This window comes from Sinorhizobium sp. NG07B (assembly GCF_002532005.1).
GTDB classification, from domain to species: Bacteria; Pseudomonadota; Alphaproteobacteria; order Rhizobiales; family Rhizobiaceae; genus Sinorhizobium; species Sinorhizobium fredii_C.
The window spans coordinates 341,533-366,662 of the sequence record NZ_NWTD01000001.1 but is presented as its reverse complement, the minus strand read 5'-3'; the positions used below and the strand labels follow the sequence as shown (position 1 = coordinate 366,662).

Genomic DNA, 25,130 nt, shown 5'->3' with positions numbered 1-25,130 from the left:
AGCAGTTTTGAAACAGGATGTCGAACATGTACCGTGCGCTGACACGCGACATAGAGGTCACGGTGGAGCCGTACTATCTCGAAGAACAATCGGATCCGGATGATAGCCGCTATGTCTGGGGCTACCGCATCGTCATCTCGAACCATTCCGAAATCGCGGTTCGGCTGATGACCCGCTACTGGCACATCACCGACGAGAACGGCCAGGTGGACGAGGTCAGCGGTCCAGGCGTCATCGGCGAGCAGCCGCTGCTCAATCCCGGCGACACCTACGAATATTCCTCCGGCTGCCCGCTCGACACCCCCTCCGGCGTCATGTTCGGCCACTACAGCATGGAGGCCGAAGACGGAGAGACCTTCAATGTCGCCATCCCCGCCTTCTCGCTCGATTCTCCCGGACTGGTGCGGACGCTGAACTAAAGCCCGTCGCGTTCAAACGTATTCACGCGGCGCGCCTTAGGTCTTTGTTTTTGTGCATGTCGTTATCCCAAAACCGCTGCACACTTTTGGGCGACATGCATTAGCCGCCCGCCTTTATTGAGATCGCACCTCGCTCGCCTCGAAGCGATAGTCGGTGGAGCAGAACTCGCAGGTGACCTTGATCTCGCCGTCCTCGATGCTGTGCTCGATATCCTCCTCGCTCAGTCCCTCCAGGACCTCGCGTATCTTGTCACGCGAGCAGCTGCAGCGATCGTAGACGGCCTGCGGCTGGTAGACGCGCACGCCCCGTTCGTGGAACAGACGATATAGCAGACGCTCGGTGCCGACGGTAGGATCGGTCAGCTCGTCGGAATCGATCGTATCCACCATCACCTTGGCTTCCGCCCAGAGATCGTCTTCCTCGAAGAGCAGGCTGGCGTCGCCGTCATCGCCATCGCCGCCAGGCAGATCCGGCTGGCGCATGCGCTCGGACGCCTCGGGCAGGAACTGCGCCACCATGCCGCCGGCGCGCCAGCGATGCCGCGGCTTGCCGTTTTCGTCCCGGTCGAGCAGTTCGGCGACGGCGAGGCGAACCTTGGTCGGTATCTGTTCCGATTGGCGGAAATAGACCGCAGCGATCTCTTCGAGCGTCGCGCCGTCAAGCGCGACAATGCCCTGGTAGCGCTGGGTATGGGCGCCCTGGTCGATGGTGAAGGCAAGGATGCCGTTGCCGAGCAGTTCGTGCGGCTGCGAGCGGCCGCCCTTCTCGGCGGCGGAAAGCGCTTCCTCGTCGTAGCGCGCATAGGCGCGGACCCGATCCGGGGTGGAGAAATCGGCAACGACGAGATCGACCGGCCCATCGCCCTGGGTCTGGACGATCAGCCTGCCGTCGAACTTGAGCGAGGTACCGAGCAGGACCGTCAGCACGACGGTTTCGGCAACCAGCCGCGCCACCGGCAGCGGGTAGCTGTGCCGCTCGAGGATAGCGTCGAGCATCGGGCCGAGCTGCACGGCTCGGCCACGCACGTCGAGGCCCTCGACCTGGAAGGGAACGACGTGGTCGTCACCGGCAAAATCGAACTCGCCAAGTCCCCGTGCTGTCTCTGTCATCGTTTGCTCCTTGCATGGATCACAGCGGCCGAGCAACCCGCCGTCGCCGTAATCGAACTTCCATCCTGCGGATGCAAGCGCAGCCGCGCACACCCTGCCGTTCGTTGCACCGCTGCGTCTCGATCGAGAGGCGCAACGGTCGCATGACACCGTGCATTGCTCGTGACATCGAGAGCGCCGATCGACGCACTCCGTCTCTAACTGCCGCTTATCCTATTTGATCCCGGCATGGACCGATTTGTCCAGCAGGCAAGCGCGGCTCCGGAAGCGCCCCGTATGCGGCGGATCCGCTGAAACGCGCTGTGGCGAGAAACGGCGCAGCGGCCGAACTCTCCCGCACATCGCCTAGATCGTGTCACCGCTCTCCGATTTCAATAGCCCGGCCTGGCCCTCGAACGGTCCCGTCAGACGGCACCCATGCACCAGGCGAGGATCGACTTCTGCGCGTGCAGCCGGTTCTCGGCCTCGTCGAAGACGACCGACTGCGGGCCGTCGATGACCTCGTCGGTGACTTCCTCGCCGCGATGCGCCGGCAGGCAATGCATGAACAAGGCCTCCGGGGCCGCGTGCTTCATCAGCGCCGCGTTCACCTGATAGGGCTGAAAGACGTTGTGCCCGCGGGCGCGATGCTCCTGGTTCATTGACACCCAGGTGTCGGTGACGACGCAGTGCGCGCCGGCAACCGCCTGCTCCGCCTCATGGCAGAGCAGGATTTCGCCGCCATTGTTACGCGCCCAGTTCAGGAACTTGTCCTGCGGCTCGGAGCCGAGCGGCACGGCCATGTTCATCCGGTAGCCGAAGCGCGCCGAGCCTTCGATCAACGAGTGAAGCACGTTGTTGCCGTCACCCGCCCAGGCAATCGTCTTTCCCTTGACCGGCCCGCGATGCTCCTCGAAGGTCATGATGTCCGCCATGATCTGGCAGGGATGCGTGTCGTCGGTCAGCCCGTTGATGACCGGAACGGTGGCGTGCTCGGCCAATTCCAGAAGCCGGCGATGATCGGTCGTGCGGATCATGATGGCGTCGACATAGCGCGACAGCACCTTGGCCGTGTCGCCGATCGCCTCGGCGCGGCCGAGCTGCATTTCGGTCCCCGACAGGAACAGCGTCTCGCCGCCGAGCTGCCGCATGCCGACATCGAAGGAAACGCGGGTGCGGGTCGACGGCTTTTCGAAGATCATCGCCAGCATCTTGCCGGCAAGCGGTTTCTCGGCGGTTCCGGCCTTGGTCGCCGTCTTTCGTGCGCGGGCATCGTCGATGATCGTGCGCAGGTCGGTCGCGGTCATTGCCGAGAGATCGAGAAAATGTCTGGTGGCAGTCATAATGCTGTAGTTCCTGTCGTAAACCGGTAATCGACCGTCCGTCGCGACCTCAGGCCGCGGCCGTTCCGCTCTTGGCGCGCACCGCCTCGGCGGCACGCTCGAGTCGTGCAAGCCCCTCGCGCGCTTCGGCGGGCGTGGTGATCAACGGCGGCAACAGCCGCAGCACGTTCTCACCGGCCGGCACGGCAAGCAGCTTCTCGGCGCGGATCGCCTTCAGGAAGTCGGCGGAAGGCACCTTTGCCTTGATGCCGAGCATCAGGCCGTCGCCGCGGATCTCCTCGATCACGTCGGGGAAGCGATCCTTGAGCGAGGCAAGCCCCTGGCGGAACACCAATCCCACGTCGCGGACATTCTCCAGGAAACCATCGGCCAGGACGACATCGAGCACCGCATTGCCGACCGCCATCGCCAGCGGATTGCCGCCGTAGGTGGAGCCGTGGGTGCCGGCCACCATGCCGGCCGCCGCCGCTTCCGTTGCCAGGCAGGCGCCGAGAGGGAAGCCGCCGCCGATGCCCTTGGCGACGGCCATGATGTCCGGCTTGATGCCCGACCATTCATGCGCGAAGAGCTTGCCGGTGCGGCCGACGCCGCACTGGACCTCGTCGAGGATCAACAGCAGCCCGAACTCGTCGCAGAGCGCGCGCAGTTCCTGCATGAATTCTTTCGAAGCGAGGCGAATGCCGCCCTCGCCCTGGATCGGCTCGACCAGGATTGCAGCGGTCTCGTCGTTGATCGCGGTCTTGACGGCGGCGATGTCGCCGAACGGCACCTGATAGAAGCCCGGAGCCTTCGGCCCGAACCCTTCGATGTATTTCTGCTGGCCGCCGGCGGCAATCGTCGCGATGGTGCGGCCGTGGAAGGCGCCTTCGAAGGTGATGATGTGGAACCGCTCCGGATGGCCCTTGGCGAAATGGTAGCGGCGCGCCGTCTTGATCGCACATTCGAGCGCTTCCGCACCGGAATTGGTGAAGAACACTCGATCGGCGAAGGTGACCGCCGTCAGCCGCTGCGCCAGGCTCACCTGGCCGGGAACATCGTAGAGATTGGACACATGCCAGAGCTTCTCCGCCTGCGCTTTCAGCGCTTCGACGAGATGAGGATGGGCATGGCCGAGCGAATTGACCGCGACGCCGGCTGCAAAGTCGAGATAGCGGGTGCCGTCTTCGGCAATCAGCCAGACGCCCTCGCCTCGCTCGAAACGCAACGGCGCACGCAGATAGGTGTCGTAGAGCGGCGTTGTTGCGGCCATGATCAGCATCTCCTTCGTCATCGGCATCGCTGTCGGACGTATCGGCCCGACAAAAATCAAAAATGCCGCCTTTCGGCGGCGCAGGCACTATTCCCATATCGCGGCGCAATGTCAACAAAACCAAGGCTTGCAACAGACGCGCCGGCCCGGATTCCGCACCGCGAAAAAATCCCGATGCGGGGCTTGCAAAAATGCAACTATCCGACAGCAAGTTGGGGAAAACTGCGAAATCGATTCGGCGCGATTCCGGCGACTCTTGCCACGGAGTCACCCGGCCGGTAGGTTAATATTCAATTACTAGACGCATGCGGCGGACCTAGTCACCAAAATAGTTATCGCGTTGTAACTCCGGGGCTTTTCCGGAGAACGGTGATGGATTCTGCCATCCCAACGCCGAGAACGGGGAGTGCAGACATGAACTGGACGGACGAGCGGGTTGAGAAGCTGAAGAAGCTATGGTCCGAGGGCCTAAGCGCGAGCCAGATCGCGGCGCAGCTGGGAGGCGTCAGCCGTAACGCGGTGATCGGCAAGGTTCATCGGTTGAGCCTGCCAGGCCGCGCCAAGGCCGGCGGAGCGACAGCGGCGGCTCGTCCCAAGCGGACGACCTCGGCGCCCCGCGCCCCGAACTACGCGGCACGCGCCGTGACCCGGACGGTTACCCGCGCTGCCGGCACGGCCGTGCTCAAGGAAGAGGTCGCCGTCGATCTGGTGGCGGAGCAGGATCTCGCACTCGACACCAACATTGTCGTGCCGATGTCGCGCCGGCTGGAACTCACCCAGCTGACCGAGCGGACCTGCAAATGGCCGATCGGCGACCCGCTCAAGGAAGAATTCCACTTCTGCGGCAACGACTCGCCGGAATCCTCCCCCTATTGCAGCTACCACGCTCGCCTCGCCTACCAGCCCTCGGCCGAGCGGCGCCGCGCGCGCTGATCGGTCGGAGCAATAACAAATAACGCATGAAGGGGCCCGTCGGGCCCCTTATCACTTTGGAACGCCGGAAGAGCAGCGCAAGCGTCAGCTTTCCAACGAATAGCCGGCGCCGCGCACCGTCCTGATCACATCGGGCATATTGGAGAAATTCAGAGCCTTGCGCAGCCGACCGACATGGACGTCGACCGTTCGCTCGTCGACATAGATGTCGTGCCCCCAGACGCCGTCGAGCAGCTGCGAGCGGGAGAAGACGCGGCCTGGCGAGGCCATCAGGAACTCCAGGAGCCGGAACTCCGTCGGGCCGAGCCTCACTTCGCGGGTGCGACGATGCACGCGATGGGTTTCGCGGTCGAGCTCTATGTCGCCGCAGCGAAGCACCGTCGACAGCACTTCAGGCTTCGCCCGCCGGAGCATCGCCTTGACCCGCGCCATCAGCTCCGGCGTCGAGAACGGCTTGACGACGTAGTCGTCGGCACCGGTCGCAAGGCCTCGCACCCGCTCGCTTTCCTCGCCGCGCGCCGTCAGCATGATGATCGGCAGCCGCTCGGTCTCCGGGCGCTGTCGGAGACGGCGGCAAAGCTCGATGCCGGAGACGCCGGGCAGCATCCAGTCGAGGATGAGAAGGTCGGGCAAGCGCTCCTGCAGGCGGATCTCCGCTTCGTCGCCGCGAAAGATCGTATCGACCTCGAAGCCCTCAGCCTCGAGATTGTAGCGCAGCAGCACGCTGAGCGCTTCCTCGTCCTCGACAACGGCTATCTTCGGCAACATTCAGCTACGACTCCTTGCCTAGATTCATGATTGGCGGGTGTCCCCTCAGTCGGTGACGGATCCGAGCGTTGACGTCATGTCGTCCTTCGGCCGCTCGCCCTGCGGCTGGGCGCCCGTCGCCATGTAGTAGATGGTTTCGGCGATATTGGTGGCGTGGTCGCCGATACGCTCGATGTTCTTGGCGCAGAAAAGGAGATGCGTGCAGGGGGTGATGTTGCGCGGATCCTCCATCATGTAGGTCAACAGCTCGCGGAACAACGAGGTGTAAATCGCGTCGATCTCCTCGTCGCGTTCGCGGATGCTGTTTGCCTTCTCCGGCGAACGCGAGGCGTAAACGTCGAGGACCTCCTTGAGCTGGATCAGGGCGAGTTCGGCGAGGTGCTCGAGACCGCGCGCCAGCTTGCGCGGAATGCCGGAGCCGGCAACCGCGATGACGCGCTTGGCAGTGTTCTTGCCGAGGTCGCCGACGCGCTCGAGATCGGCGGCGATCCGGATCGACCCCATGATCTCGCGGAGATCCGCGGCCATCGGCTGTCGCTTGGCGATGGTGACGATCGCCTTTTCGCCGATCTGGCGCTCGGCGTCGTCCAAGATTGCATCGTCGGAAATGACCTTCTGGGCGAGCGCCAGATCGGAATGCACCAGAGCCCGGACGGAATCCGCCACCATCTGCTCGGCCTGGCCGCCCATCTCCGAGATCCGGCGCGTCAGATATTTAAGCTCTTCGTCGAAGGCTGTCGTTATGTGGGGGTGAGACATCTACGGTTCCTCGAGGGCGCACTCTTCGCGGTGGGTTTTCGGGCGATCAGCCGAAGCGGCCCATGATGTAATCCTGGGTGCGCTGGTCGTCCGGATTGGTGAACATCTTGTCGGTGTCGTTCTCCTCGACGAGATTGCCGAGGTGGAACATGGCGGTGCGCTGCGAGACGCGGGCCGCCTGCTGCATCGAGTGGGTCACGATGACGATGGTGAAATTGGCGCGCAGCTCGTGAATGAGCTCTTCGACCTTGGCCGTGGCGATCGGGTCGAGGGCCGAGCAGGGCTCGTCCATGAGAATCACTTCCGGGCTGACGGCAACGGCGCGGGCGATGCAGAGGCGCTGTTGCTGGCCGCCGGAAAGACCCGTCCCCGGCTCCTGCAGGCGGTCCTTCACCTCATTCCACAGGCCCGCCTTCTGCAGGCTCGTTTCGACGATCTCATCGAAATCGGCCTTCGTGCGGGCGAGGCCGTGGATGCGCGGCCCGTAGGAAACATTCTCATAGATCGACTTTGGGAACGGATTGGGCTTCTGGAAGACCATGCCGACGCGGGCGCGCAGTTCCACCACGTCGATCGACGGATCGTAGATGTCGTCCTCGTCGAGGGTGATCCGGCCGGTGACCCGGCAATTCTCGATCGTGTCGTTCATGCGGTTGAGCGTCCGCAGGAAGGTCGACTTGCCGCATCCGGAAGGGCCGATGAGCGCCGTCACGGTACTCTCGCGGATATTCAGGTTGACGTCGAAGAGCGCGCGCTTCTCGCCGTAATAGACCGACACATCCTTGCCGATCATCTTCAAGGGCACCGTGTTCATTTTCTGGTCCAGAGCCTTTTCGACTGCAGCTTCCGACATGATGTTCATAGTCCTTACCCCACTACCAGCGACGCTCAAAGCGACGCCGCAACAGAATTGCGCCGAGGTTCATGATGACGAGGAAGATCAGCAGGATGATGATCGCCCCCGAGGTACGCTCGACGAAGGCGCGCTCAGCCTCGTTCGCCCACATGTAGATCTGCACGGGGAGCGCCGTGGACGGTTCGAGCGGCGAGCCCGGATAGTCGACGACGAAGGCGACCATGCCGATCAGGAGCAGCGGCGCCGTCTCGCCGAGGGCGTGCGCCAGGCCGATGATCGTGCCGGTCAGGATGCCGGGCATGGCAAGCGGCAGCACATGGTGGAAGATCGTCTGCATCTTCGAGGCGCCGAGGCCGAGCGCGGCGGAGCGGATCGACGGAGGCACGGCCTTCAGCGCGGCGCGCGTCGCGATGATGATCGTCGGTAGCGTCATCAGGGTCAGCACGAATCCACCGACGAGGGCCGCCGAGCGCGGCATGCCGGCGAAATTCACGAAGACGGCGAGACCGAGAAGGCCGTAGACGATCGACGGCACGGCGGCGAGATTGTTGATGTTGACCTCGATCAGGTCGGTCAGCCGGTTCTTCGGCGCGAATTCCTCGAGATAGAGCGAGGCGGCGACGCCGATCGGCAGCGACAGGACGAGGACGATCAGCATCATATAGGCAGACCCGACCAGCGCCACGCCGACGCCGGCCGCTTCCGGGCGGCTCGATGCGCCGAACGTGAAGATGCCGGTGTTGAAGCTCTTCTTCAGCACGCCGGCCTCGGCCAGCTGGTTCATCCAGGCGACCTGCTGGTCCTTGACCTTGCGCTTCGATTCGTCGACCGTGAGGTCGATCTGGCCCTTGAAGGCCGAATCGATGTTCGCGTCGGCGAGCAGCGTCACCGGGATCGTCTTGCCGATCACCGAAGGGTCGGCAACGACAATGTCACGCAGCTGCGTGCGGACGCTGTCGGAGACCATGTCGTTCGCCTGTTTCACAAGCGGCCGCTTCTTCGGGTCGATGCCGAGCTGCTTGACCAGGGCGTCGCGGACGAGCACCGGATAATTGGCGGTCATCAGTTGCTTCGGATCGGTCGCGCGCTCGTTCTTCGGGTCGATCACCTTTTCGGAAAACTCGATCGGCAGCGTGATCGTCGTCTGCTGGAAGGCCGTGTAGCCTTTCGAGACAACACTCCAGACAAGGACCGCCAGGAAGAACAGGCCGATAACGATGGCGCTGATGCCATAGGCACGGAACCGGCGCTCCGCGGCGTAGCGGCGTTTTATGCCGATGTCGCGGCGGCTTTCGGCGGGACGGGTCGAGACCCTTACCGTGGGAGAAGCAACGTCGGTCATTCGTACTGTTCCCGATATTTGCGCACGATGTAGAGCGCATAGATGTTGAGGCAGAGCGTGATGACGAAGAGTGTGATGCCGAGCGCGAAGGCGACCAGAGTCTGCGGCGAAGTGAACTCCAGGTCGCCGGTCAGCTGGTGGACGATCTTGACCGTCACCGTCGTCATCGGTTCGAACGGGTCGAGCTGCATGCGCGCGGCGACGCCGGCAGCAAGCACGACGATCATCGTCTCGCCGACCGCGCGCGAGGCGGTCAGCAGCAGCGCTCCGACGATGCCGGGCAGTGCGGCGGGAAGAATGACCTTCTTCACCGTCTCCGAGCGCGTCGCGCCGAGCCCGAGCGAGCCGTCGCGCAGCGCCCGCGGCACCTGCGTGATGATGTCGTCCGACAGCGACGAGACGAACGGAATGAGCATGATGCCCATGACGATGCCAGCGGTCAGCACGCTCTGCGCCTGAATGAAATTCTGGTAGTTGCCGGTGATGAGGCCGTTCAGCTGCGTCGAGATGTCGCGCAGGAACGGGCCGACTGTGACGAGCGCGAAGAAGCCGTAGACGATCGTCGGGATGCCCGCCAGCACCTCCAGCAGCGGCTTCGCAATAGACCGCAGCCGCGGACTGGCATACTCGGCCATGTAGATGGCGGCGAACAGGCCGACCGGTACAGCAAACAGCATGGCGACAAAAGCGATATAGAGCGTACCGCCGAGAAGCGGCAGCAGGCCGAACTGGCCGGAGGCGCCCTCGCTGCCTGCCGCGGCGAAGCGGGGATCCCAGACCGTGCCGAAGAAGAACTCCATCGGCGAAACCATGCTGAAGAAGCGACCGGCTTCCGACAACATCGAGCCGATGATGCCGATCGTCGTCAGGATCGCGATCGACGAAGCGACGACGAGCGAGCCGAGCATGACGCGCTCGACCTGATTGCGGGCGCGAAAGCGGGTGGTAACGTTGCGGATTGCATAGAGGCCGCCGGCGATGGCGACGAGCAGCACGACGGCGCTCATCAGCCAGCGGCTGTAACCGCGCATCGTATTGAACTGCTCAGCCGCCTCGACCATGTACGGCTCGCCTTCACCGGCAAGCGCCACGCCCTTGGCGGCGAGCGTTTCGCGCAGATTGGCCGAACCGGTCTTGACTGCCTCGATTTCCGCGGTGTCGAGGCGTTTAAGCCCCGTGGCGACCGCCTTCACCTGGCCGAGCGCGAGCTGCACTGCCGCGTTGCCCTGACTTTGGACCGTATCAGGGAGCGCCGAGCGAACGGCGGAATCGACATGAAGCGGCGAGGCGATCAGCCATGCGGCAAGCACCAGGACCGCGGGCAGCACTGCCCAGATGGCGACATAGCTGCCATGGTAGCCCGGCAGTGAATGCAAGGTGGCAAGCTTGTTGCCGGACTCGGCAAGCGAACGGGCGCGGCCGGCAAAATAGGCAACAAATCCAACTAAAGCGATGATCAGGAGAAGAAGCGAGGTGCTCATCGGCACGTCTCCACGGCAGGGCCGCCAAAAAAATCCAACTATGCAAGGTCCCGGCGCAGCGGAAAGCTGCACCGGGACCGGTCTTGATCAGAGCAGATTGCCAGCTTCGAAGGTCTTGCGGATTTCTTCGCGCTCGGCATCCGGAGCAGCAACCAGGCCGTATTCGGCAAGCGGGCTGTCGGGGCCGATCATCTGGTCGTCGACGAAGAACTCGACATATTCCTTGAGACCCGGAATGACGCCGAGATGCGCCTTCTTGACGTAGAAGAACAGCGGACGGGAAACCGGGTACTCGCCGGAGGCGATCGTTTCGGTCGACGGTACGATGCCGTTGACGGTCGCGACTTTCAGCTTGTCGGCGTTGTTTTCGTAGAACGACAGGCCGAAGACGCCGATGCCGCTCTTGTTGGAAGCGATCCGGGCGAGCGTCTCGGTGTAGTCGCCGTCGATGTCGACGGCGAGGCCGTCCTTGCGCACGGCAACGCACTTGCTGTGCTGCTGCTTTTCATCGCTGACGGCAGCCTTGATGACGTCCTGAGCGCCGGAGGCCTTGCAGCCCGCAGCGAGGATCTTCTCTTCGAAGACTTCGCGCGTACCATGCTTCTGACCCGGGATGTAGGCGGCGATTTCGGCATCCGGCAGCGAAGCGTCGACTTCCGACCACTTCTTGTAGGGGTTGGCAGCGAGCTTGCCGTCGACGACGACTTCAGCGGCGAGCGCCTTGTAGAGGTGCTCCGGCTTCAGTGCGATATCGGCATTGCCGGCGTCCGTCGCGAAGACGATGCCGTCGTAACCGATCTTGACTTCCTGGATCTCGGTCACGCCGGCTGCCTTGCAGGCCTCGATCTCGCTGTCCTTGATCTTGCGCGAGGAATTGGCGATGTCGATCGTGTCTTCGCCGACGCCCTTGCAGAATTCCTTCAGGCCGGCGGAAGAGCCGCCGGATTCGACGACCGGGGTCTTGAAGTCCGGGAATGCCTCGCCGAAGCTTTCGGCGACGATCTTTGCGTAGGGAAGAACGGTCGAGGAGCCCGCGACCTGGATCTGGTCGCGAGCGACAGCAGCGCCCGCGAATGCGGCGGATGCAACCAGCGCCGCTACACTGAGTTTAAGGATGTTCATTGATGTTCTCCCGGAATGGGCTCGTGTTGGTGCGCTAGCGATCAGCGCTCTCTCGCCGTTTAATCGGCTGCCCTAGTTAGCCGCCGATGGCTACAGGTTTTATGTCAATTGGGTGAAACATTTATGACAGGCTAAGTCATTGAAGATACTTGGGTATCCATGCTCGTCGCAGCCGACGCACGCTTTTTGTGTCAGAAGCGCACCGTGAAGATCGTGCGCTTGCCGACCTCCGAATGGATGAGCAGGCGCGCCCGGTGGCGGGTCAGGATGTGCTTGACGATCGCGAGGCCAAGGCCAGTCCCTTTCTTGGACCGGCTCGCCTCCACGTTAACCCGATAAAAACGTTCGGTAATTCGCGGCACATGCTCGGCCGGAATCCCCGGCCCATGGTCGGTGACCGAGACCTCTGCCTGACAACCCTCGCCGCCGGTCAGGCGCACCTCGACCTTCTTGCCTTCCTGGCCGTATTTGCAGGCGTTTTCGACGAGATTCTCGAAGACCTCGATCAGTTCGTCGCGATCGCCCCGGACGACGACCGGGCCCTCGGGCACCTCGAGCGAGATCGTCACGTCGAGATCGCTTGCCAGCGGCTGAAGGCTGTCGCGCACATGTCCGAGCAGCGGCACCAGATCGACCGGGTCTTCGGGAGCGATGTGCGATTTCAACTCAAGCCGTGACAAAGACAATAGATCGTCGACGAGGCGGCTCATGCGGGTCACCTGCTCATGCATGATGCCGAAGAATTTCTCCTGCGCCTTCGTGTCGTTCTTTGCTGGCCCCGACAGCGTCTCGATGAAGCCCCGGAGGGAAGCGAGTGGGGTACGCAGCTCGTGGCTGGCATTGGCCACGAAGTCGGATCGCATCCGGTCGATGCGGCGGGTCTGGGAAATATCGCGATAGGTCAGCAGGAAGATCCGCCCGCCGGAAAGCTCGCCGCCGATATCCGCCGGGGCGACGCGGACGACATAGACTGCATCCGAAGGCAGGCGTTCCGCATGTTCGATCTGATTGACCTTTCCCGTGGCGATGGTCTCGCGCACCATGTCGAGTATTCCGGGGGAACGCACCCGCGCCGAAAGATAGCTTTCCGGGGGAATCGCGCCGAAAGCCTTCTCGGCGGCTGCATTCTGGAAAAGGACGGTCTCGTCCGTGGCGATAACGAGAACGGGCATATCGAGCGCATTCAGCACGGGGATCAGCGCGTCGGTGCGCGTGTCGACCACCCTCGGGGCCGCCTCCGGCACCGGCTCTGACGAAGGGACACTTCGTTTGAGGAGCGCTGCTACGAGAACGAGCCAGAAGGCAAGCACCGCCAGCACATGGATACCGGCGAGGGCCGCAAGAATGGCAAGCAGGATCGAGAGGCCAAGAATCCAGCGCTCTGCCTTCAGCTTCGGCTTGAGGCCCTGCCAGAACACCTTCGCGCCATCCAAGACGATACCCTCGCTGTCCAATTGCCGCCTCCCGACCCATGAGGAATTGCAGCCACGTGTTAAGAACGTGGTGGTGACCCGCCAAGGTGGCGCGGCCCTGGCTGGAAATCGACGCAAGCTTTCCAGCCGCCCGCTTCGCCACAAGCTCAGAGATAGCGGCGCTTCATGACATGATTTTCACGACATGCTTGAATCTGCAATGCAATTGTGGCCTCCTCCATTGCATGCCTCCTCAAATCTCAGTCAATTTGAGGATAAAGGGCAGGCAGCGAGCAAAGTGCCTGCAGCGACGCCTGCGCGACTGAACAGATGCACGGCGCGGTAGTGGATTTCACATCAGCGGGAGGAAATCACATGGCTCTCGAACAGATCCCGAATGCGGGGGCACCCGGAAGCCGGGCGGTCGAGCTCGAGATCGGCGGCAAGACACGGGTCTTCGACATCGACAATCCGGAATTGCCGAAATGGATCGACGACGAAGCCTTTTCCTCCGACGACTATCCTTACGAGAAGAAGCTCGACGAGGAGGAATACGAAGAAACGCTGACCAGGCTGCAGATCGAGCTCGTCAAGGTGCAGTTCTGGATGCAGGCGACCGGCAAGCGCGTCATGGCCGTTTTCGAGGGGCGCGATGCGGCCGGCAAGGGCGGCGCCATCCATGCGACCATGGCCTACATGAACCCTCGTTCCGCACGCGTCGTGGCGCTCACCAAGCCCACCGAAACGGAACGGGGTCAATGGTATTTCCAGCGCTACGTCTCGACCTTCCCGACGGTCGGCGAATTCGTTCTCTTCGACCGGTCCTGGTACAACCGGGCCGGCGTGGAGCCGGTTATGGGCTTCTGCACGCCCGAGCAGTACGAGCATTTCCTCAAGGAGGCACCACGTTTCGAGAAGATGATCGTCAACGAGGGCATCCAGCTCTTCAAGTTCTGGCTCAATATCGGCCGCGAGATGCAGCTGAAGCGGTTCCACGACAGGCGGCACGACCCGCTGAAGGTCTGGAAGCTGTCGCCGATGGACATAGCCGCGCTGCCGAAATGGGACGACTACACCAGGAAGCGCGACCGGATGCTGAAGGAAACGCATACGGACCATGCGCCCTGGACCGTCATCCGCGGCAATGACAAGCGCCGCGCCAGGATCAACCTGGTCCGCCATATGCTGACGAAGCTCGACTATGACGGCAAGGACAAGGCTGCGATCGGCAAGGTGGACGAGAAGATCGTCGGCGCCGGCCCGGGCTTCCTCAGGTGAGCCGGGCGCAAGGCCCGATCATTGCCCCGGCAGCACACGGATCGCATAGAGATCCAGACTGTTGCCGTCGCCGCTGACATCGCTGTTGATCAGCAGCTTTCCGGAACTGCCCGGCGCGCGATCTTCGAAGCTGATCTTGAACAGCATGTCGACGCGCTCGTCATGGGCGGTGAAGCGGTGACGGCCGCAGGCGCCGAGTGCCCCGAAATCACATTCGACGGAGAACTCCGTCGTCTTGCCCGGCAGCGCCCGGACGCTCAGGGCAAGCGTCGAGGACTTGCCCGAGAGCTGGGCCAGCACATCGGCGGGAATGTCGATTGCCACCTCGCCCTCCTTCGACCCTGTCGCCGACGCCAGCCGGATGCGCTCTCCGCCGTCGTCGTCGAAAGGCTCGGCCGTGGCGCGAGTGCCAGGCCTGACGGCCGCCGCGTTCGCCGGCGTGAAGATCTCGATCCAGTCGTCGGAAAACCCCTCCTGCGCGCCGAGGGTCGGCAAGCCGGCCGCGCCGGGGAAGTCCTCGCTCTCCACCACGGCCGGAGGGTTGGCGACATTGGTGTCGCGCTCGGCGGGCGACTTCAACAGGTCGTTGGTCTGAACCCACCACACGCCCGCGCCGACGGCGGCGGCCAGCGTCGCGACAACCATGACGAAGGAGAGAAGCCGGCCGCGCCTGCGCTTGCGGGGACGCTTGTCGGTGACGCCGAGATCGGGGGCGGCCGTACCGGACCTCGCCGCCTCCGCAGATTTTCCGCCACCGTTGACCGGCGGCGTGGGGCCGTCGCGCTCCGGGCGGAGCGCGCCGAGCGCACCGAGGCCGCCGTCGCCCGCCGGACGCGCCTCCGGCTGGAGGCTCGGCTCCTGCCGCACCGTGGCGGCTGGCCCGGCTGCGACCTGCGCCGCCGCATCAGCTTTGCTTTTCACCTCTGCTAGGCTCACCACCGGTGTGGCGGCACGCGCCTTCAGGGCCGCGCGCTCCTCCGTCTCGATCGCGTGGATGACCGCCTCCAGCCGATGGCGCTGCCTGGCGATGACTTCCGGGTCCTCGATTTCCTGCTTCTTCAGGCCGTTTTCCAGCGCCTGGCGGGCCGACTGATAGATCCGCGCGCGGATCTCCGCATTGCTCCGCTCCGAGCGTTCCAGTGCATTCCTGATCGCCGTCTCGAGTCCGCTCACATCAAATCCTTCTGCACACCAGGCTTACGGGGCGAGTATCGGAAGGCCCTGCCTCTTCCCGCGGCACGCCGTTGGTTTTATTAACGATTGGGTAACCGCTGCTTTCGGAATCTGCAAGTCCGGCGGCGCTGCGGCCGGGTCTTGCACGGGGAAAAGGGCCCCTTGCCCCGTCAAAATGCGGGGCGGAAAACCTCTCTTTGCAAGCACGGCCTTTGCTGCTATCTACATTGACGTTTACGCAAACGTCAAAAAATGGGATGAGAGAGACCAATGCCGTTGCCGCCCATTCTTTCCAGAACGACGAGACTGCCGGTTGTCGGCGCGCCGCTATTCATCGTCTCACATCCCAAGCTGACGATCGCGCAATGCAAGGCCGGTGTCATCGGTGCCTTCCCGGCGCTCAACGCCCGTCCGCAGGCACAACTCGACGAGTGGCTCGCCGAGATCACCGAAACGCTCGCCGAGCACGACCGCCAGCATCCCGACCGGCCGGCCGCGCCCTTTGCCGTCAACCAAATCGTGCACAAGTCGAATACCCGGCTCGAGCAGGACCTGATGCTTTGCGTCAAATACAAGGTACCGATCGTCATTTCCTCCCTCGGGGCCGTACCGGAGGTCAACGCTGCAATCCACTCCTATGGCGGCATCGTGCTGCACGACGTCATCAACAACCGCCACGCCAACTCGGCGATCCGCAAGGGGGCCGACGGGCTGATCGCGGTCGCCGCCGGCGCCGGCGGCCATGCCGGAACGCTGTCGCCCTTCGCCCTGATCCAGGAAATCCGCGCCTGGTTCGACGGGCCGCTGCTTCTCTCGGGCGCGATCGCCACCGGCGACGCCATCCTTGCGGCAGAGGCGATGGGCGCCGATATGGCCTATATTGGCTCGCCCTTCATCGCCACCGAGGAAGCCCGCGCCAGCGATGCCTATAAGCAGGCGATCGTCGACGGCAACGCCGCCGATATCGTCTACTCCAATTATTTCACCGGCATTCACGGCAACTATCTGAAGGCCTCGATCCGCGCCGCCGGCATGGATCCGGACAGCCTGCCGGAGGCCGACCCGTCGAAGATGGACTTCGGCAAGGCAACGGACGGCGCCAAGGCCTGGAAGGACATCTGGGGCTGCGGCCAAGGCATCGGCGCCATCCACGGGATCAGCCGGGTCGCGGAACTGGTCGACCGGCTGGAACGCGAATACGCCGCCGCCCGCGCCCGCCTCGGCCTGGCATCCTTGGCGGGCCTCGACGCGTCGAAGGAATTTTCAAGTTCTCGAAACTGATGACTTGAAATCCCGGCGCTTTGCGTTTATCAGCGCCTCACATTCGTTCCGCGGTCACGCTGCGGGGCGCTTTAATGCCGCTTTAGCTCAGTCGGTAGAGCACATCATTCGTAATGATGGGGTCACGTGTTCGAGTCACGTAAGCGGCACCATTTCTTCCCTGCATTTTTACTTGAAGTCGCCGCTGCGGCGCTCAGCCGCTCACGTATAAAAATACCGCGTCAGATGAAAAAACACCGGTGCGGCAAAGCTCAGCGAGTCCATGCGGTCGAGCACGCCGCCGTGGCCGGAGATCATCGTGCCCCAATCCTTGACCCCCATCGAACGCTTGACGGCCGAGAGCGACAGGCCGCCCAAAAAGCCCATGGCGACGATGGCGAGCGCCATGGCGGCAGCTTGAAGCGGCGTGAACGGGGTGATCCACCAGAGACCGGCGCCGGCGGCGACGGCGGAGAGGCCGCCGCCGACGAGGCCCTCTACGGTCTTTGAGGGGCTGACGACGGGGGCCACCTTCGTCCGGCCGAAGAGCTTGCCGAAGACGTATTGCATCACGTCGCTGAACTGCGCGACGGTGATCAGGAAGAAGAGCAGCAGGAAACCCTCGTTGGGACGGCCGGGGATGTCGAGCGTCAGCAGGGCCGGTGCGTGGCTGATGCAGTAGACGGTCAGCATCAGGCCCCACTGGATGCGCGAGACACGCAGCAGGAACTCACCGGCATCGCCCTTCAGCGCCGCAAGGCTCGGCAGGAGAAGGAAGCCGTAGACCGGGACGAGGATCGCGAAGAGCGCGTACCAGTCGGTCCAGATCAGCCAGTATTGAAGCGGCAGCAGCACATAGAAGGCGGCGACCAGCGGCAGGTGATCGGCGCCGCGCGTCGGCGTCAGCGATATGAACTCGCGCAGCGTGTAGAACGAGGTGAGCGCGAAGAGCACCACGGTCACGCCGCGGCCGAGACCGAAGCTCACCGCGAAGATCGCCACCATCACCCACCAGGCCTTGATGCGGGCGTTGAGATTGGCGACCGTCGCCCGGCCGTTTTCGGAGGTCACCTTGCACGACAGCACGAAGCCGATCACCGAGGCGATGCCGAGCAGCGCTGAGATGCCGCCGAAGAGGATGGAAAGCTTGTCGATCAAAGACATGGCGGCCTCATGGAACCGGGTCGGAGGCGAGCGCGCCGACGGCGGCGCGGGCGCGTTCGAGAAACGCGTCCTTCTCCTCCCCCGCCCGCCGCATGAGGGGCGCGCCGAAGCGAACGGTGCAGCTGATCGGAACGGGCAGGAAGGTTCCCTTCGGGAAGGCGCGCGAGGGATTGTCGAGATAGGTGGGGATCAGCTCGACCTCCGGGAATTCCTGCGACAGCCAGTAGAGGCCGCTCTTGAACGGCCCCGGGAGACGCTCGCTGCCGCGCGTTCCCTCTGGAAAGAGAACGAGCGACTCGCCGTCGGCGAGCACACCGCGCAAGGGGGCGAGCGCCGATCCGGGCGGGCCTTGCGTAGCGCGCTCGACGAGCACCGCATTCAACACCTTCAGCGCAATGTGGCGGCGGAGCTTGCCCCTGCCCCAATAGTCTGCGGCCGCGATCGGATGAGTGATCCCGCGCAGGGGTCGCGGTAGGGCCGACCAGATCAGCAGCGTGTCGAGATGGCTGGCGTGGTTGGCGAAATAGACGCGCTGGCGCGTGTCCGGCACGGCACCGATCCATTGCGCCTGGCCGCCGACGAGAAACCGGGTGAGGCCGATCAGCAACAGGTCGATCACGGCTTTGCGGCTCCCGGGATGCGCGAGACGATCGCCTTGGTGCGGGTCCAGCAGGTGAGAAGCGCTCCGACGAGGATTATCCATGCCGTGGCGTAGAGAACGAAACGCCCCGTTGTCAGCCAGGCTTCGCCGAGCGCCAGGAGGGAGGCGAGGCTCATGAGTGCCATGCGGTGCTGCTTGGCCATCGGTCCGCGAAAGTCCTGGACCTGGCCGAGCGAGCCGCCGAAGACGCGCACATAGGCCGTCAGGGCGGCCGCAAGCGCGCCGGCCCAGCCGAGCCAGCCGGCGCCGGCGGCGTAGCCAAGCGCCACGATCAGCAGCGTGTCGGCAATGCGATCGGGAAATTCGTTGTAGAGCGCGCCGACCGGCGAGCCGCGGCCGCCCTCGACCGCCACCATGCCGTCAAGCAGATTGCACAGAAGCCGCAACTGGATGCCGGCGACGGCGACGAGATAAAGCAACGGCCAGCGCGGCGCGAAGACGAGCGCTGCCGCGCCGACAGCGGCGAAGCCGATGCTCAGCAGCGAGATCCCGTTCGGCGTGATCGGCGTCTTGAGGAGCAGCGCCGTCAGGCGGCGCGCCAAGCCGCTATCGCGCGCCGCAATGGGACGCCGATCCGCGCCCGGCCTCTTGGGCTCTGCGCCATCCGGAGCGACACTCATCTTTGTGGAATTCAGCCCCTACAAAATTTATGATTGCAACCTGTCATAAAACAACTTCGCGCCAAAGGCCATATGGCCGCCTCGCGACTGCGGACGGGGCAACGGCGGCAACGGCGGCCATGCCGGAGTCACCCGCGTTCCTTCTCCTGGGCCTCCGTTCCGGCCACCGGGAAGCGCATGGAGATCCGCGTTCCGCGGCGCCTGAGGGCCGGGCTCTCGGCCTTGATCCGCCCGCCCATCGCCTCCACGAATCCCTTGCTGATCGACAGGCCGAGCCCGGTGCCGAGCGAGCGTCCGTCAGGCTTTCCCTTGCGGAAGAACTTGTCGAAGACCTGATCGATATCGGCGGCAGCAATGCCCTTGCCGAGATCCGTCACCGACAGAACGACCTCGTCGCCCTCCCGCCGGGCATAGATGCTGACGGGTTCGTCACCGCCGAAGCGGTCGGCATTGTCGAGCAGATTGAAGAGGGCCTGCCCGAGCAGGACGCTGTCGCCGCGCATCAGGGGCAGCTCCGGGGCGATGCTGGTCTCGAAAACTCGGCCCGGAAAATATTTCCGCGCCCGTTCCACCGTATCGTGGACCACTTCCGCCACATCGACCCGATCGCGCCTGGCATTGATCGTTCCGGCCTCGAGCCGGATCATGTCGAGCAGGTTGGCAACGAAGTGCTTCAGCCTGCCGCTCTCCTCATCGATCGAGTTCAGCAGATCCTCCCGATCCGCCTGCGGCATTCCTTCGCCGAGCTTGCGGAGGTTCGCGACCGCGCCGCCGATCGCCGCCAAGGGGGTCGTGAGATCGTGGGACAGCGACGAGAGAAGCGCAGCACGGAACTTCTCGCCCTCAAGCTGGGCGGCCTGATCGAGGCTTTCACGCGACAGCCTCGCGCGATCGACGGCGATGGCGGTCTGGTCGAGGATCGCGGCAAGGGCTCGTTCCGCGTTGATGTCGAGAGGGTTGCCCTCCTGCAGAAAGCCGCAAACACCAACGACACCATGCGGGCTCATCAGCGGCCTGAACTGAAACGGGCTGTTCGGCAGCGTACCGGTCTCATTGCCTGCCGGCTCCTTCTTTTCGAACGCCCAGCGCGCCGCCATCATGTCGCTGACACTGAGGTCGGTGTCCGGAGGCCAAGCCACCCTCACGGCGATGTCAACGTCTTCCGGCAGCAACAGCACGGCATTGCGCTTCAATGTCGCGTGAATCTGGTTGGCCGCCGCCCACAACACGTCTTCGGCATTGGCAGTGCCGGAAAGCTTGCGGGAAAAATCGTAAAGCGCCTGCGTCGCCGTCGCCCGGCCTTTGGCGGTCTTTGCCTGCTCGCGGATGCGCGAGGCAAGCCCGCCGGCGAGCGCCGCTGCGGCCAGGAAAACGAAGAGCGCGAAAACCTCGTGCGGCTCGGCCACCGTGAAGGTGCCGACCGGCTCGATGAAGAAGAAATTGTATGCGACGACGGAAAACAGTGCGGCTGCCAGGGCCGCGAAGTAGCCGGCATAAACCGCCGAGGCGAGCACCGCGAGGAGATAGAGGAGCGAAATATTCTGCAGGATGATGACCTGCTCGATCAGCACGCCGAGCGCGGTCGCCAGCCCGACGGTGCCGGAGGCTATGCCGAAGGCCCGCCCCAATCCTTCCGGCAGCAATTGCCCGCTTCTCCGCCGCCGCTTTGCGGCGGGCTCGATCTTGCCCGTGACGAGGTGAATGCCGACACCCGCGACGCGCTTGGCCAGTGCATCGGGCAGGGAGGCACGGAAAAGGCTAAGAGGGAACCAGTGGCGGCGCGCGCCGATGACGATCTGCGTGGCATTCTCGCGCCTTGCAAGCTTCAGGATCTCCTCGACGAAATCGCTGCCGACGATGCGGCGCGTCTCCGCGCCCAATTGCTCGGCAAGGCGGAAGGTCTCGTCGAGCTGCCGCATCGCCTCGCCGTCGCCCGCTTCGCGATCCGCCCGTTCAATGGAAACGACGATCCAATCGGCATTGAGGCCGGAGGCGAGCCGGCTCGCCGTCCTCACCACCTTTTCCGACAGCGGATCCGGGCCGATGCAGACGAGGAGCCTTTCGCCGGCCGGCCAGGGACCCTCGATGGCGTTCTGCTTGAGGTAATCGACCATCTGGTCGTCGACCCGGTCGGCGGTCCGCCGCAGCGCAAGCTCGCGCAGCGCCGTCAGATTGCCGAGCCGGAAGAAATTGTCCGCGGCACGCCGGGCATTGTCGGGCAGATAGACCTTGCCCTCCTTCAGCCGCTCGATCAGTTCCGCCGGGGGCAGGTCGACCAGCAGGACTTCGTCGGCCCGATTCAGGACCGTGTCGGGAATCCGTTCGCGCACCGGCACGCCGGCGATCTGGGCGACGATGTCCGACAGGCTTTCGAGGTGTTGGATGTTGAGCGCCGTCCACACATCGATGCCGGCATCGACGAGTTCCTCGATGTCCTGGTAGCGCTTCGGATGGCGACCGTCGCCGAGATTGGTATGGGCGAGCTCATCGACGACGATGATCGTCGGGCGGCGCGCCAAAGCGGCGTCGAGATCGAATTCGCTCAGCGTGCGGCCGCTATGCACGACTTCCCGGCGCGGCAGGACCTCCAGCCCTTCGAGCAGCGCCGCGGTTTCGCTGCGCCCATGAGTTTCGACGAGCCCGATGACGATGTCGGCGCCCTGTTGCTTGAGGCGTTGCGCCCGCATCAGCATGGCGAAGGTCTTGCCGACGCCCGGCGCGGCGCCGAGGAACACCGTCAGCTTCCCTCTTCCGCCCTGTTCGGCCAGAGCCAGCAGGGCATCGGGATCGGGGCGGTTTGCCAGATCGCGATCAATCTCGGACATGCAATCTCTCGAACTCGGTCGTTGGAGAAGGTTCGCTCCCAGAGACCATCCGTGACCGGACCCTCAACGTGCGGATCCTATTTCGCGGCGATGTCGACGCGGGAGATCGGCTTTGCCGCCGGCTCCGGCTGGTTCGCCACCTCGTGCATCCATTCCCGCCAGATCGCGACGAGCAGTGCCATCAGTACCGGGCCGACGAAAAGGCCGAGGAAGCCCATCGTCTTGACGCCGCCGACGAGGCCGAAGAAGGTCGGCAGGAAGGGCAGCTTGATCGGGCCGCCGACGAGCCTCGGGCGAAGCGTCTTGTCGACGATGAAGAGCTCCGTCGTACCCCAGGCGAAGAGCGCCACGCCGTGGAACGGCGAACCGCTCGCCACCAGATAGATGGACACCAGGGTGAAGCAGAGAGGCGCGCCGCCCGGAATGAGCGCCATGAGGCCGGTGATGATGCCGAGCGTCACCGGCGACGGCACGCCCGCCATCCAATAGGCGACACCGAGCACGATGCCTTCGCCGATCGCGATGATGCCCATGCCGGTTACCGTCGAGCTGATGGTCAGCGGCACGACGCGCGACAGGCGCTCCCAGCGCATCGGGAAAATCTGCTCGCCGAGACGATCGAGCTGCTTAGAAAACGACTGGCCGTCACGATAGACGAAGAACAGCGTGATCAGCATGAAGAGCAGCGTCAGGAAGGACTGGAAGGCGGAGGCTCCGATCACCAGGACGCCGCGGTAGATGTTGCCGATATTGGAGCCGCTGACGAGTTGGACCAGTTCGCCAAGCGCGCCGGGATGGCCCACATATTTCACCCATTGCTGACCAAGCCAGGCGCCCGCCACGGGGATGGTCGTCAGCCAGGCCGGCACCGGCGCCCCGTTGACGTTGGTCTCCACCGCCCAGACGAGCCAGTCGCGCACCTCGTCCACTGCATAGGCCGCGGCGATCGAGATCGGCACGACGATGAAGGCGACGACGGAGGTGATGGCAATGGTCGCCGCAAGCGTCCGATTGCCGTTCAGTGCCTGAAGCAGCCGACGATAGATGGGCCAGCTGGCAAAGCCGATGACGACGGCGGCAAGCACCGGCACGACGAAGCCGTGAAAGAAATAGACGCCGGCGATCAATACCAGGACGAGCAGCCAGCGGGCTGCCGAGATCGGCAGGACGAGGGCCGAGCGTGCATGGGCAGGCTGCCCGAAGAGCCGCGGCTCCACCGGGGGATTTTCTCGCTCACGATTGCCCAATTGCACCTGTAGTCCTCCGTCTTTCAAGAACCTTACAACAATCCCGCAGGCTTGCCAGCCCGTCTGCTGCGTCTATCCGCGCTTTCGGCTTGAAGGAGCCGGCGTCTCCAAATGATCGCGACGATTAAGGATCAATTCACAATTGCCGTGATCGCCTTCACCGGTCTAGCGGACGGACATGACAGGCAGATTTAGCCGTGACCGAGGAACGCTCGCGGCAAAATTCACCATGCGCAGTCACGCCCGGATTGTTGACGTTTACGTCAAAGTCATATAATTCCGATTAGTGCTTGAAGAGACGCTGGAAAAGCAGCATCTTCGATCGGGAGGGAAGATCGGGAGGGATTTTTCTTCGCCGTGAGCAAGGCCGTTCGTTGCCACCAGAGGGAGAGAGATCATGGCGGAAGCAAGCATGCAGCAGGCGGGGTCCGGCGCGGGCAAGAACTGGGTCAAATCCTATCCGCCGGGCGTGCCCGCCGACATCGGACCGCTCCCCTACCGATCGCTCGGCGAGTTTTTCGACCATGCGGTGGCGCAGCATTCCTGGCGCCCCGCCTTCACCTCAATGGGCAAGTCGCTGAGCTTCGCCGATCTCAACGTCCATTCGGGCCGGATCGGTGCCTGGCTGCAGTCGCTCGGCTTGGCGAAAGGCGATCGCGTCGCCGTCATGATGCCGAACATCCTGCAGAACCCGGTGATTGTCTACGGCATTCTCCGGGCCGGCTATACGGTCGTCAACGTCAACCCGCTCTACACGCCGCGCGAGCTCGAGCACCAGCTGGTCGATGCCGGCGCCAAGGCGATCTTCGTGCTGGAAAACTTCGCCCACACGGTCGAGCAGGTCGTCGCCCGCACCAAAGTCAAGCATGTGGTGGTCGCGACCATGGGCGACATGCTCGGGGTGAAGGGCCTCGTCGTCAATCTCGTCGTACGCCGCGTGAAGAAGCTCGTTCCGGCCTGGTCGCTGCCCGGCCACCTCTCGTTCCGAACGGTTCTAGCCAGGGGCGAGAAGCTTCAGCTTGCGAAACCCAATATCGGGCCGAGCGACGTCGCCTTCCTGCAATATACCGGCGGCACCACGGGCGTTTCGAAGGGCGCCACCCTCACCCATGCCAATCTTCTCGCCAACATGGCGCAGATGGAACTCTGGCTGAACACGGCCTTCCTGCGCAAGCCGCGCCCGGAAAACCTCACCTTCATGTGCGCCCTGCCGCTCTACCACATCTTCGCACTTACGGTGAATTCGCTGATGGGGCTTGCGACCGGCGGCAACAACATCCTGATCCCCAATCCGCGCGATATTCCCGCCTTCGTGAAGGAACTGGGCAAGTACAAGACCAACATCTTCCCCGGCCTCAACACGCTGTTCAACGCCCTGATGAACAATCCGGACTTCCAGAAGCTCGACTTCTCCTCGCTGATTCTCACATTCGGCGGCGGCATGGCGGTGCAGCGACCGGTCGCCGAGCGCTGGCTCGCGATGACGCACTGCCCGATCCATGAAGGCTACGGGCTCTCGGAAACCTCGCCGGTCGCTACCGCCAACCGGCTCGACACGGACGAGTTCACCGGCACGATCGGCATGCCGCTGCCTTCGACCGAGGTCGAAATCCGCGACGAGAACGGCAACGCGCTGCCGGCCGGCGAAATCGGCGAGATCTGCATCCGCGGCCCGCAGGTCATGGCCGGCTATTGGCAACGCCCGGACGAGACGGCGAAGGCGATTTCGCCGGACGGCTTCTTCCGCACCGGCGACATCGGCTTCATGAATGCGGCAGGGCTGACGAAGATCGTCGACCGCAAGAAGGACATGATCCTCGTTTCCGGCTTCAACGTCTTCCCGAACGAGATCGAAGAGGTCGTGGCGACCCATCCCGGCATTCTGGAATGCGCTGCGGTCGGGGTTGCCGACCCGCATTCCGGCGAGGCGGTCAAGCTCTTCATCGTGCGCAAGGATCCGAACCTCACGGAAGCGGACGTCAAGCGCCACTGCGCCGAAAACCTCACCAACTACAAGCGGCCGCGGCACGTCGAATTCCGTGACGAACTGCCGAAGTCCAATGTCGGCAAGATCCTGCGCAAGGACCTGCGCGACTAGCATTGGGAGTGCCCCTCATCCGCCTGCCGCC

21 protein-coding genes and 1 tRNA gene are annotated in these 25,130 nt (G+C 63.8%); 6 read left to right on the top strand and 16 right to left on the bottom strand.

All coding sequences use genetic code 11. The annotated features are described in order from the left end of the window. Positions 1-26 precede the first annotated feature (26 nt). The gene (apaG, locus tag CO664_RS01810; protein ID WP_012706741.1) at positions 27-419 is read left to right on the top strand and encodes a Co2+/Mg2+ efflux protein ApaG; all 393 of its coding nucleotides are present in this window, start codon (positions 27-29) and stop codon (positions 417-419) included. 114 nt (positions 420-533) lie between these two features. On the opposite strand, the gene CO664_RS01805 is transcribed toward apaG, so the two are convergent. The 3 genes from CO664_RS01805 to CO664_RS01795 all read right to left on the bottom strand — a co-directional run bounded on the left by CO664_RS01805 (position 534) and on the right by CO664_RS01795 (position 4,100). After that, positions 534-1,529, bottom strand: coding sequence for an Hsp33 family molecular chaperone (locus CO664_RS01805; RefSeq protein ID WP_097537789.1), 996 nt, complete (start codon positions 1,527-1,529; stop codon positions 534-536). A 404-nt stretch (positions 1,530-1,933) separates the two neighbouring features. Continuing rightward, positions 1,934-2,851: an ornithine carbamoyltransferase gene (gene argF, locus CO664_RS01800; RefSeq protein WP_097525601.1), complete on the bottom strand. Its 918-nt coding sequence runs from the start codon at positions 2,849-2,851 to the stop codon at positions 1,934-1,936. Between the two features lie 49 nt (positions 2,852-2,900). After that, the gene (locus CO664_RS01795) at positions 2,901-4,100 is read right to left on the bottom strand and encodes an aspartate aminotransferase family protein (protein ID WP_097538559.1); all 1,200 of its coding nucleotides are present in this window, start codon (positions 4,098-4,100) and stop codon (positions 2,901-2,903) included. Positions 4,101-4,514: 414 nt separating this feature from the next. Between CO664_RS01795 and CO664_RS01790 the strand changes: the two genes are divergently transcribed. After that, positions 4,515-5,033 carry a GcrA family cell cycle regulator gene (locus CO664_RS01790; protein ID WP_037378329.1) on the top strand — a complete coding sequence of 173 codons (519 nt, stop codon included), beginning with the start codon at positions 4,515-4,517 and terminating at the stop codon, positions 5,031-5,033. Between the two features lie 84 nt (positions 5,034-5,117). On the opposite strand, the gene phoB is transcribed toward CO664_RS01790, so the two are convergent. The 7 genes from phoB to phoR form a co-directional block, all read right to left on the bottom strand. Further along, positions 5,118-5,801, bottom strand: a complete 684-nt coding sequence (phoB, locus tag CO664_RS01785) for a phosphate regulon transcriptional regulator PhoB (protein ID WP_037420492.1) — start codon at positions 5,799-5,801, stop codon at positions 5,118-5,120. A 45-nt stretch (positions 5,802-5,846) separates the two neighbouring features. After that, entirely contained in the window at positions 5,847-6,560 is a 714-nt protein-coding gene (phoU, locus tag CO664_RS01780) for a phosphate signaling complex protein PhoU (protein WP_097537788.1), read from the bottom strand. A 46-nt stretch (positions 6,561-6,606) separates the two neighbouring features. Beyond that, positions 6,607-7,422: a phosphate ABC transporter ATP-binding protein PstB gene (gene pstB / locus CO664_RS01775; RefSeq protein ID WP_097537787.1), complete on the bottom strand. Its 816-nt coding sequence runs from the start codon at positions 7,420-7,422 to the stop codon at positions 6,607-6,609. 13 nt (positions 7,423-7,435) lie between these two features. Next, positions 7,436-8,758, bottom strand: a complete 1,323-nt coding sequence (pstA, locus tag CO664_RS01770) for a phosphate ABC transporter permease PstA (RefSeq protein WP_097537786.1) — start codon at positions 8,756-8,758, stop codon at positions 7,436-7,438. Continuing rightward, the gene (gene pstC, locus CO664_RS01765) at positions 8,755-10,239 is read right to left on the bottom strand and encodes a phosphate ABC transporter permease subunit PstC (protein WP_097537785.1); all 1,485 of its coding nucleotides are present in this window, start codon (positions 10,237-10,239) and stop codon (positions 8,755-8,757) included. Before pstC ends, pstA begins: the two co-directional genes overlap by 4 nt. 87 nt (positions 10,240-10,326) lie before the next feature. Continuing rightward, a complete protein-coding gene (locus CO664_RS01760) occupies positions 10,327-11,361 on the bottom strand; it encodes a substrate-binding domain-containing protein (RefSeq protein WP_037420506.1) in 1,035 nt (344 codons plus the stop codon). Positions 11,362-11,552: 191 nt separating this feature from the next. Continuing rightward, positions 11,553-12,815: a phosphate regulon sensor histidine kinase PhoR gene (gene phoR, locus CO664_RS01755; protein WP_176536474.1), complete on the bottom strand. Its 1,263-nt coding sequence runs from the start codon at positions 12,813-12,815 to the stop codon at positions 11,553-11,555. A gap of 333 nt (positions 12,816-13,148) precedes the next feature. Between phoR and ppk2 the strand changes: the two genes are divergently transcribed. Next, the gene (gene ppk2, locus CO664_RS01750; RefSeq protein WP_037420512.1) at positions 13,149-14,051 is read left to right on the top strand and encodes a polyphosphate kinase 2; all 903 of its coding nucleotides are present in this window, start codon (positions 13,149-13,151) and stop codon (positions 14,049-14,051) included. Positions 14,052-14,069: 18 nt separating this feature from the next. On the opposite strand, the gene CO664_RS01745 is transcribed toward ppk2, so the two are convergent. Beyond that, positions 14,070-15,224, bottom strand: a complete 1,155-nt coding sequence (locus tag CO664_RS01745; protein WP_095677900.1) for a biotin transporter BioY — start codon at positions 15,222-15,224, stop codon at positions 14,070-14,072. Between the two features lie 270 nt (positions 15,225-15,494). On the opposite strand from CO664_RS01745, the gene CO664_RS01740 reads away from it, so the two are divergent. Next, positions 15,495-16,505, top strand: coding sequence for a nitronate monooxygenase family protein (locus tag CO664_RS01740; RefSeq protein WP_097525595.1), 1,011 nt, complete (start codon positions 15,495-15,497; stop codon positions 16,503-16,505). Between the two features lie 76 nt (positions 16,506-16,581). Then, a tRNA-Thr gene (locus tag CO664_RS01735) sits at positions 16,582-16,657 on the top strand. Positions 16,658-16,706: 49 nt separating this feature from the next. On the opposite strand, the gene CO664_RS01730 is transcribed toward CO664_RS01735, so the two are convergent. From CO664_RS01730 to CO664_RS01710, 5 genes are all read right to left on the bottom strand, one after another. After that, the gene (locus tag CO664_RS01730) at positions 16,707-17,648 is read right to left on the bottom strand and encodes a phosphatidate cytidylyltransferase (protein WP_037420552.1); all 942 of its coding nucleotides are present in this window, start codon (positions 17,646-17,648) and stop codon (positions 16,707-16,709) included. 7 nt (positions 17,649-17,655) lie between these two features. Then, on the bottom strand, positions 17,656-18,267 hold the full coding sequence (locus CO664_RS01725) for a lysophospholipid acyltransferase family protein (RefSeq protein ID WP_097537784.1): 612 nt from the start codon (positions 18,265-18,267) through the stop codon (positions 17,656-17,658). Continuing rightward, on the bottom strand, positions 18,264-18,929 hold the full coding sequence (locus CO664_RS01720) for a CDP-alcohol phosphatidyltransferase family protein (RefSeq protein WP_097537783.1): 666 nt from the start codon (positions 18,927-18,929) through the stop codon (positions 18,264-18,266). Before CO664_RS01720 ends, CO664_RS01725 begins: the two co-directional genes overlap by 4 nt. Positions 18,930-19,057: 128 nt before the next feature. After that, positions 19,058-21,754: a sensor histidine kinase KdpD gene (locus CO664_RS01715; RefSeq protein ID WP_097537782.1), complete on the bottom strand. Its 2,697-nt coding sequence runs from the start codon at positions 21,752-21,754 to the stop codon at positions 19,058-19,060. A gap of 77 nt (positions 21,755-21,831) precedes the next feature. Then, the gene (locus CO664_RS01710) at positions 21,832-23,007 is read right to left on the bottom strand and encodes an AI-2E family transporter (RefSeq protein ID WP_095677899.1); all 1,176 of its coding nucleotides are present in this window, start codon (positions 23,005-23,007) and stop codon (positions 21,832-21,834) included. Between the two features lie 391 nt (positions 23,008-23,398). Between CO664_RS01710 and CO664_RS01705 the strand changes: the two genes are divergently transcribed. Continuing rightward, entirely contained in the window at positions 23,399-25,099 is a 1,701-nt protein-coding gene (locus CO664_RS01705; protein WP_097537781.1) for a long-chain fatty acid--CoA ligase, read from the top strand. Positions 25,100-25,130: the final 31 nt, after the last annotated feature.

Coding starts and splice junctions, on each gene's coding strand:
- apaG (WP_012706741.1), top strand. CDS start 27: ATGTACCGTGCGCTGACACGCGACATAGAGGTCACGGTGGAGCCGTAC.
- CO664_RS01805 (WP_097537789.1), bottom strand. CDS start 1,529: ATGACAGAGACAGCACGGGGACTTGGCGAGTTCGATTTTGCCGGTGAC.
- argF (WP_097525601.1), bottom strand. CDS start 2,851: ATGACTGCCACCAGACATTTTCTCGATCTCTCGGCAATGACCGCGACC.
- CO664_RS01795 (WP_097538559.1), bottom strand. CDS start 4,100: ATGGCCGCAACAACGCCGCTCTACGACACCTATCTGCGTGCGCCGTTG.
- CO664_RS01790 (WP_037378329.1), top strand. CDS start 4,515: ATGAACTGGACGGACGAGCGGGTTGAGAAGCTGAAGAAGCTATGGTCC.
- phoB (WP_037420492.1), bottom strand. CDS start 5,801: ATGTTGCCGAAGATAGCCGTTGTCGAGGACGAGGAAGCGCTCAGCGTG.
- phoU (WP_097537788.1), bottom strand. CDS start 6,560: ATGTCTCACCCCCACATAACGACAGCCTTCGACGAAGAGCTTAAATAT.
- pstB (WP_097537787.1), bottom strand. CDS start 7,422: ATGAACATCATGTCGGAAGCTGCAGTCGAAAAGGCTCTGGACCAGAAA.
- pstA (WP_097537786.1), bottom strand. CDS start 8,758: ATGACCGACGTTGCTTCTCCCACGGTAAGGGTCTCGACCCGTCCCGCC.
- pstC (WP_097537785.1), bottom strand. CDS start 10,239: ATGAGCACCTCGCTTCTTCTCCTGATCATCGCTTTAGTTGGATTTGTT.
- CO664_RS01760 (WP_037420506.1), bottom strand. CDS start 11,361: ATGAACATCCTTAAACTCAGTGTAGCGGCGCTGGTTGCATCCGCCGCA.
- ppk2 (WP_037420512.1), top strand. CDS start 13,149: ATGGCTCTCGAACAGATCCCGAATGCGGGGGCACCCGGAAGCCGGGCG.
- CO664_RS01740 (WP_097525595.1), top strand. CDS start 15,495: ATGCCGTTGCCGCCCATTCTTTCCAGAACGACGAGACTGCCGGTTGTC.
- CO664_RS01730 (WP_037420552.1), bottom strand. CDS start 17,648: ATGTCTTTGATCGACAAGCTTTCCATCCTCTTCGGCGGCATCTCAGCG.
- CO664_RS01720 (WP_097537783.1), bottom strand. CDS start 18,929: ATGAGTGTCGCTCCGGATGGCGCAGAGCCCAAGAGGCCGGGCGCGGAT.
- CO664_RS01715 (WP_097537782.1), bottom strand. CDS start 21,754: ATGTCCGAGATTGATCGCGATCTGGCAAACCGCCCCGATCCCGATGCC.
- CO664_RS01705 (WP_097537781.1), top strand. CDS start 23,399: ATGGCGGAAGCAAGCATGCAGCAGGCGGGGTCCGGCGCGGGCAAGAAC.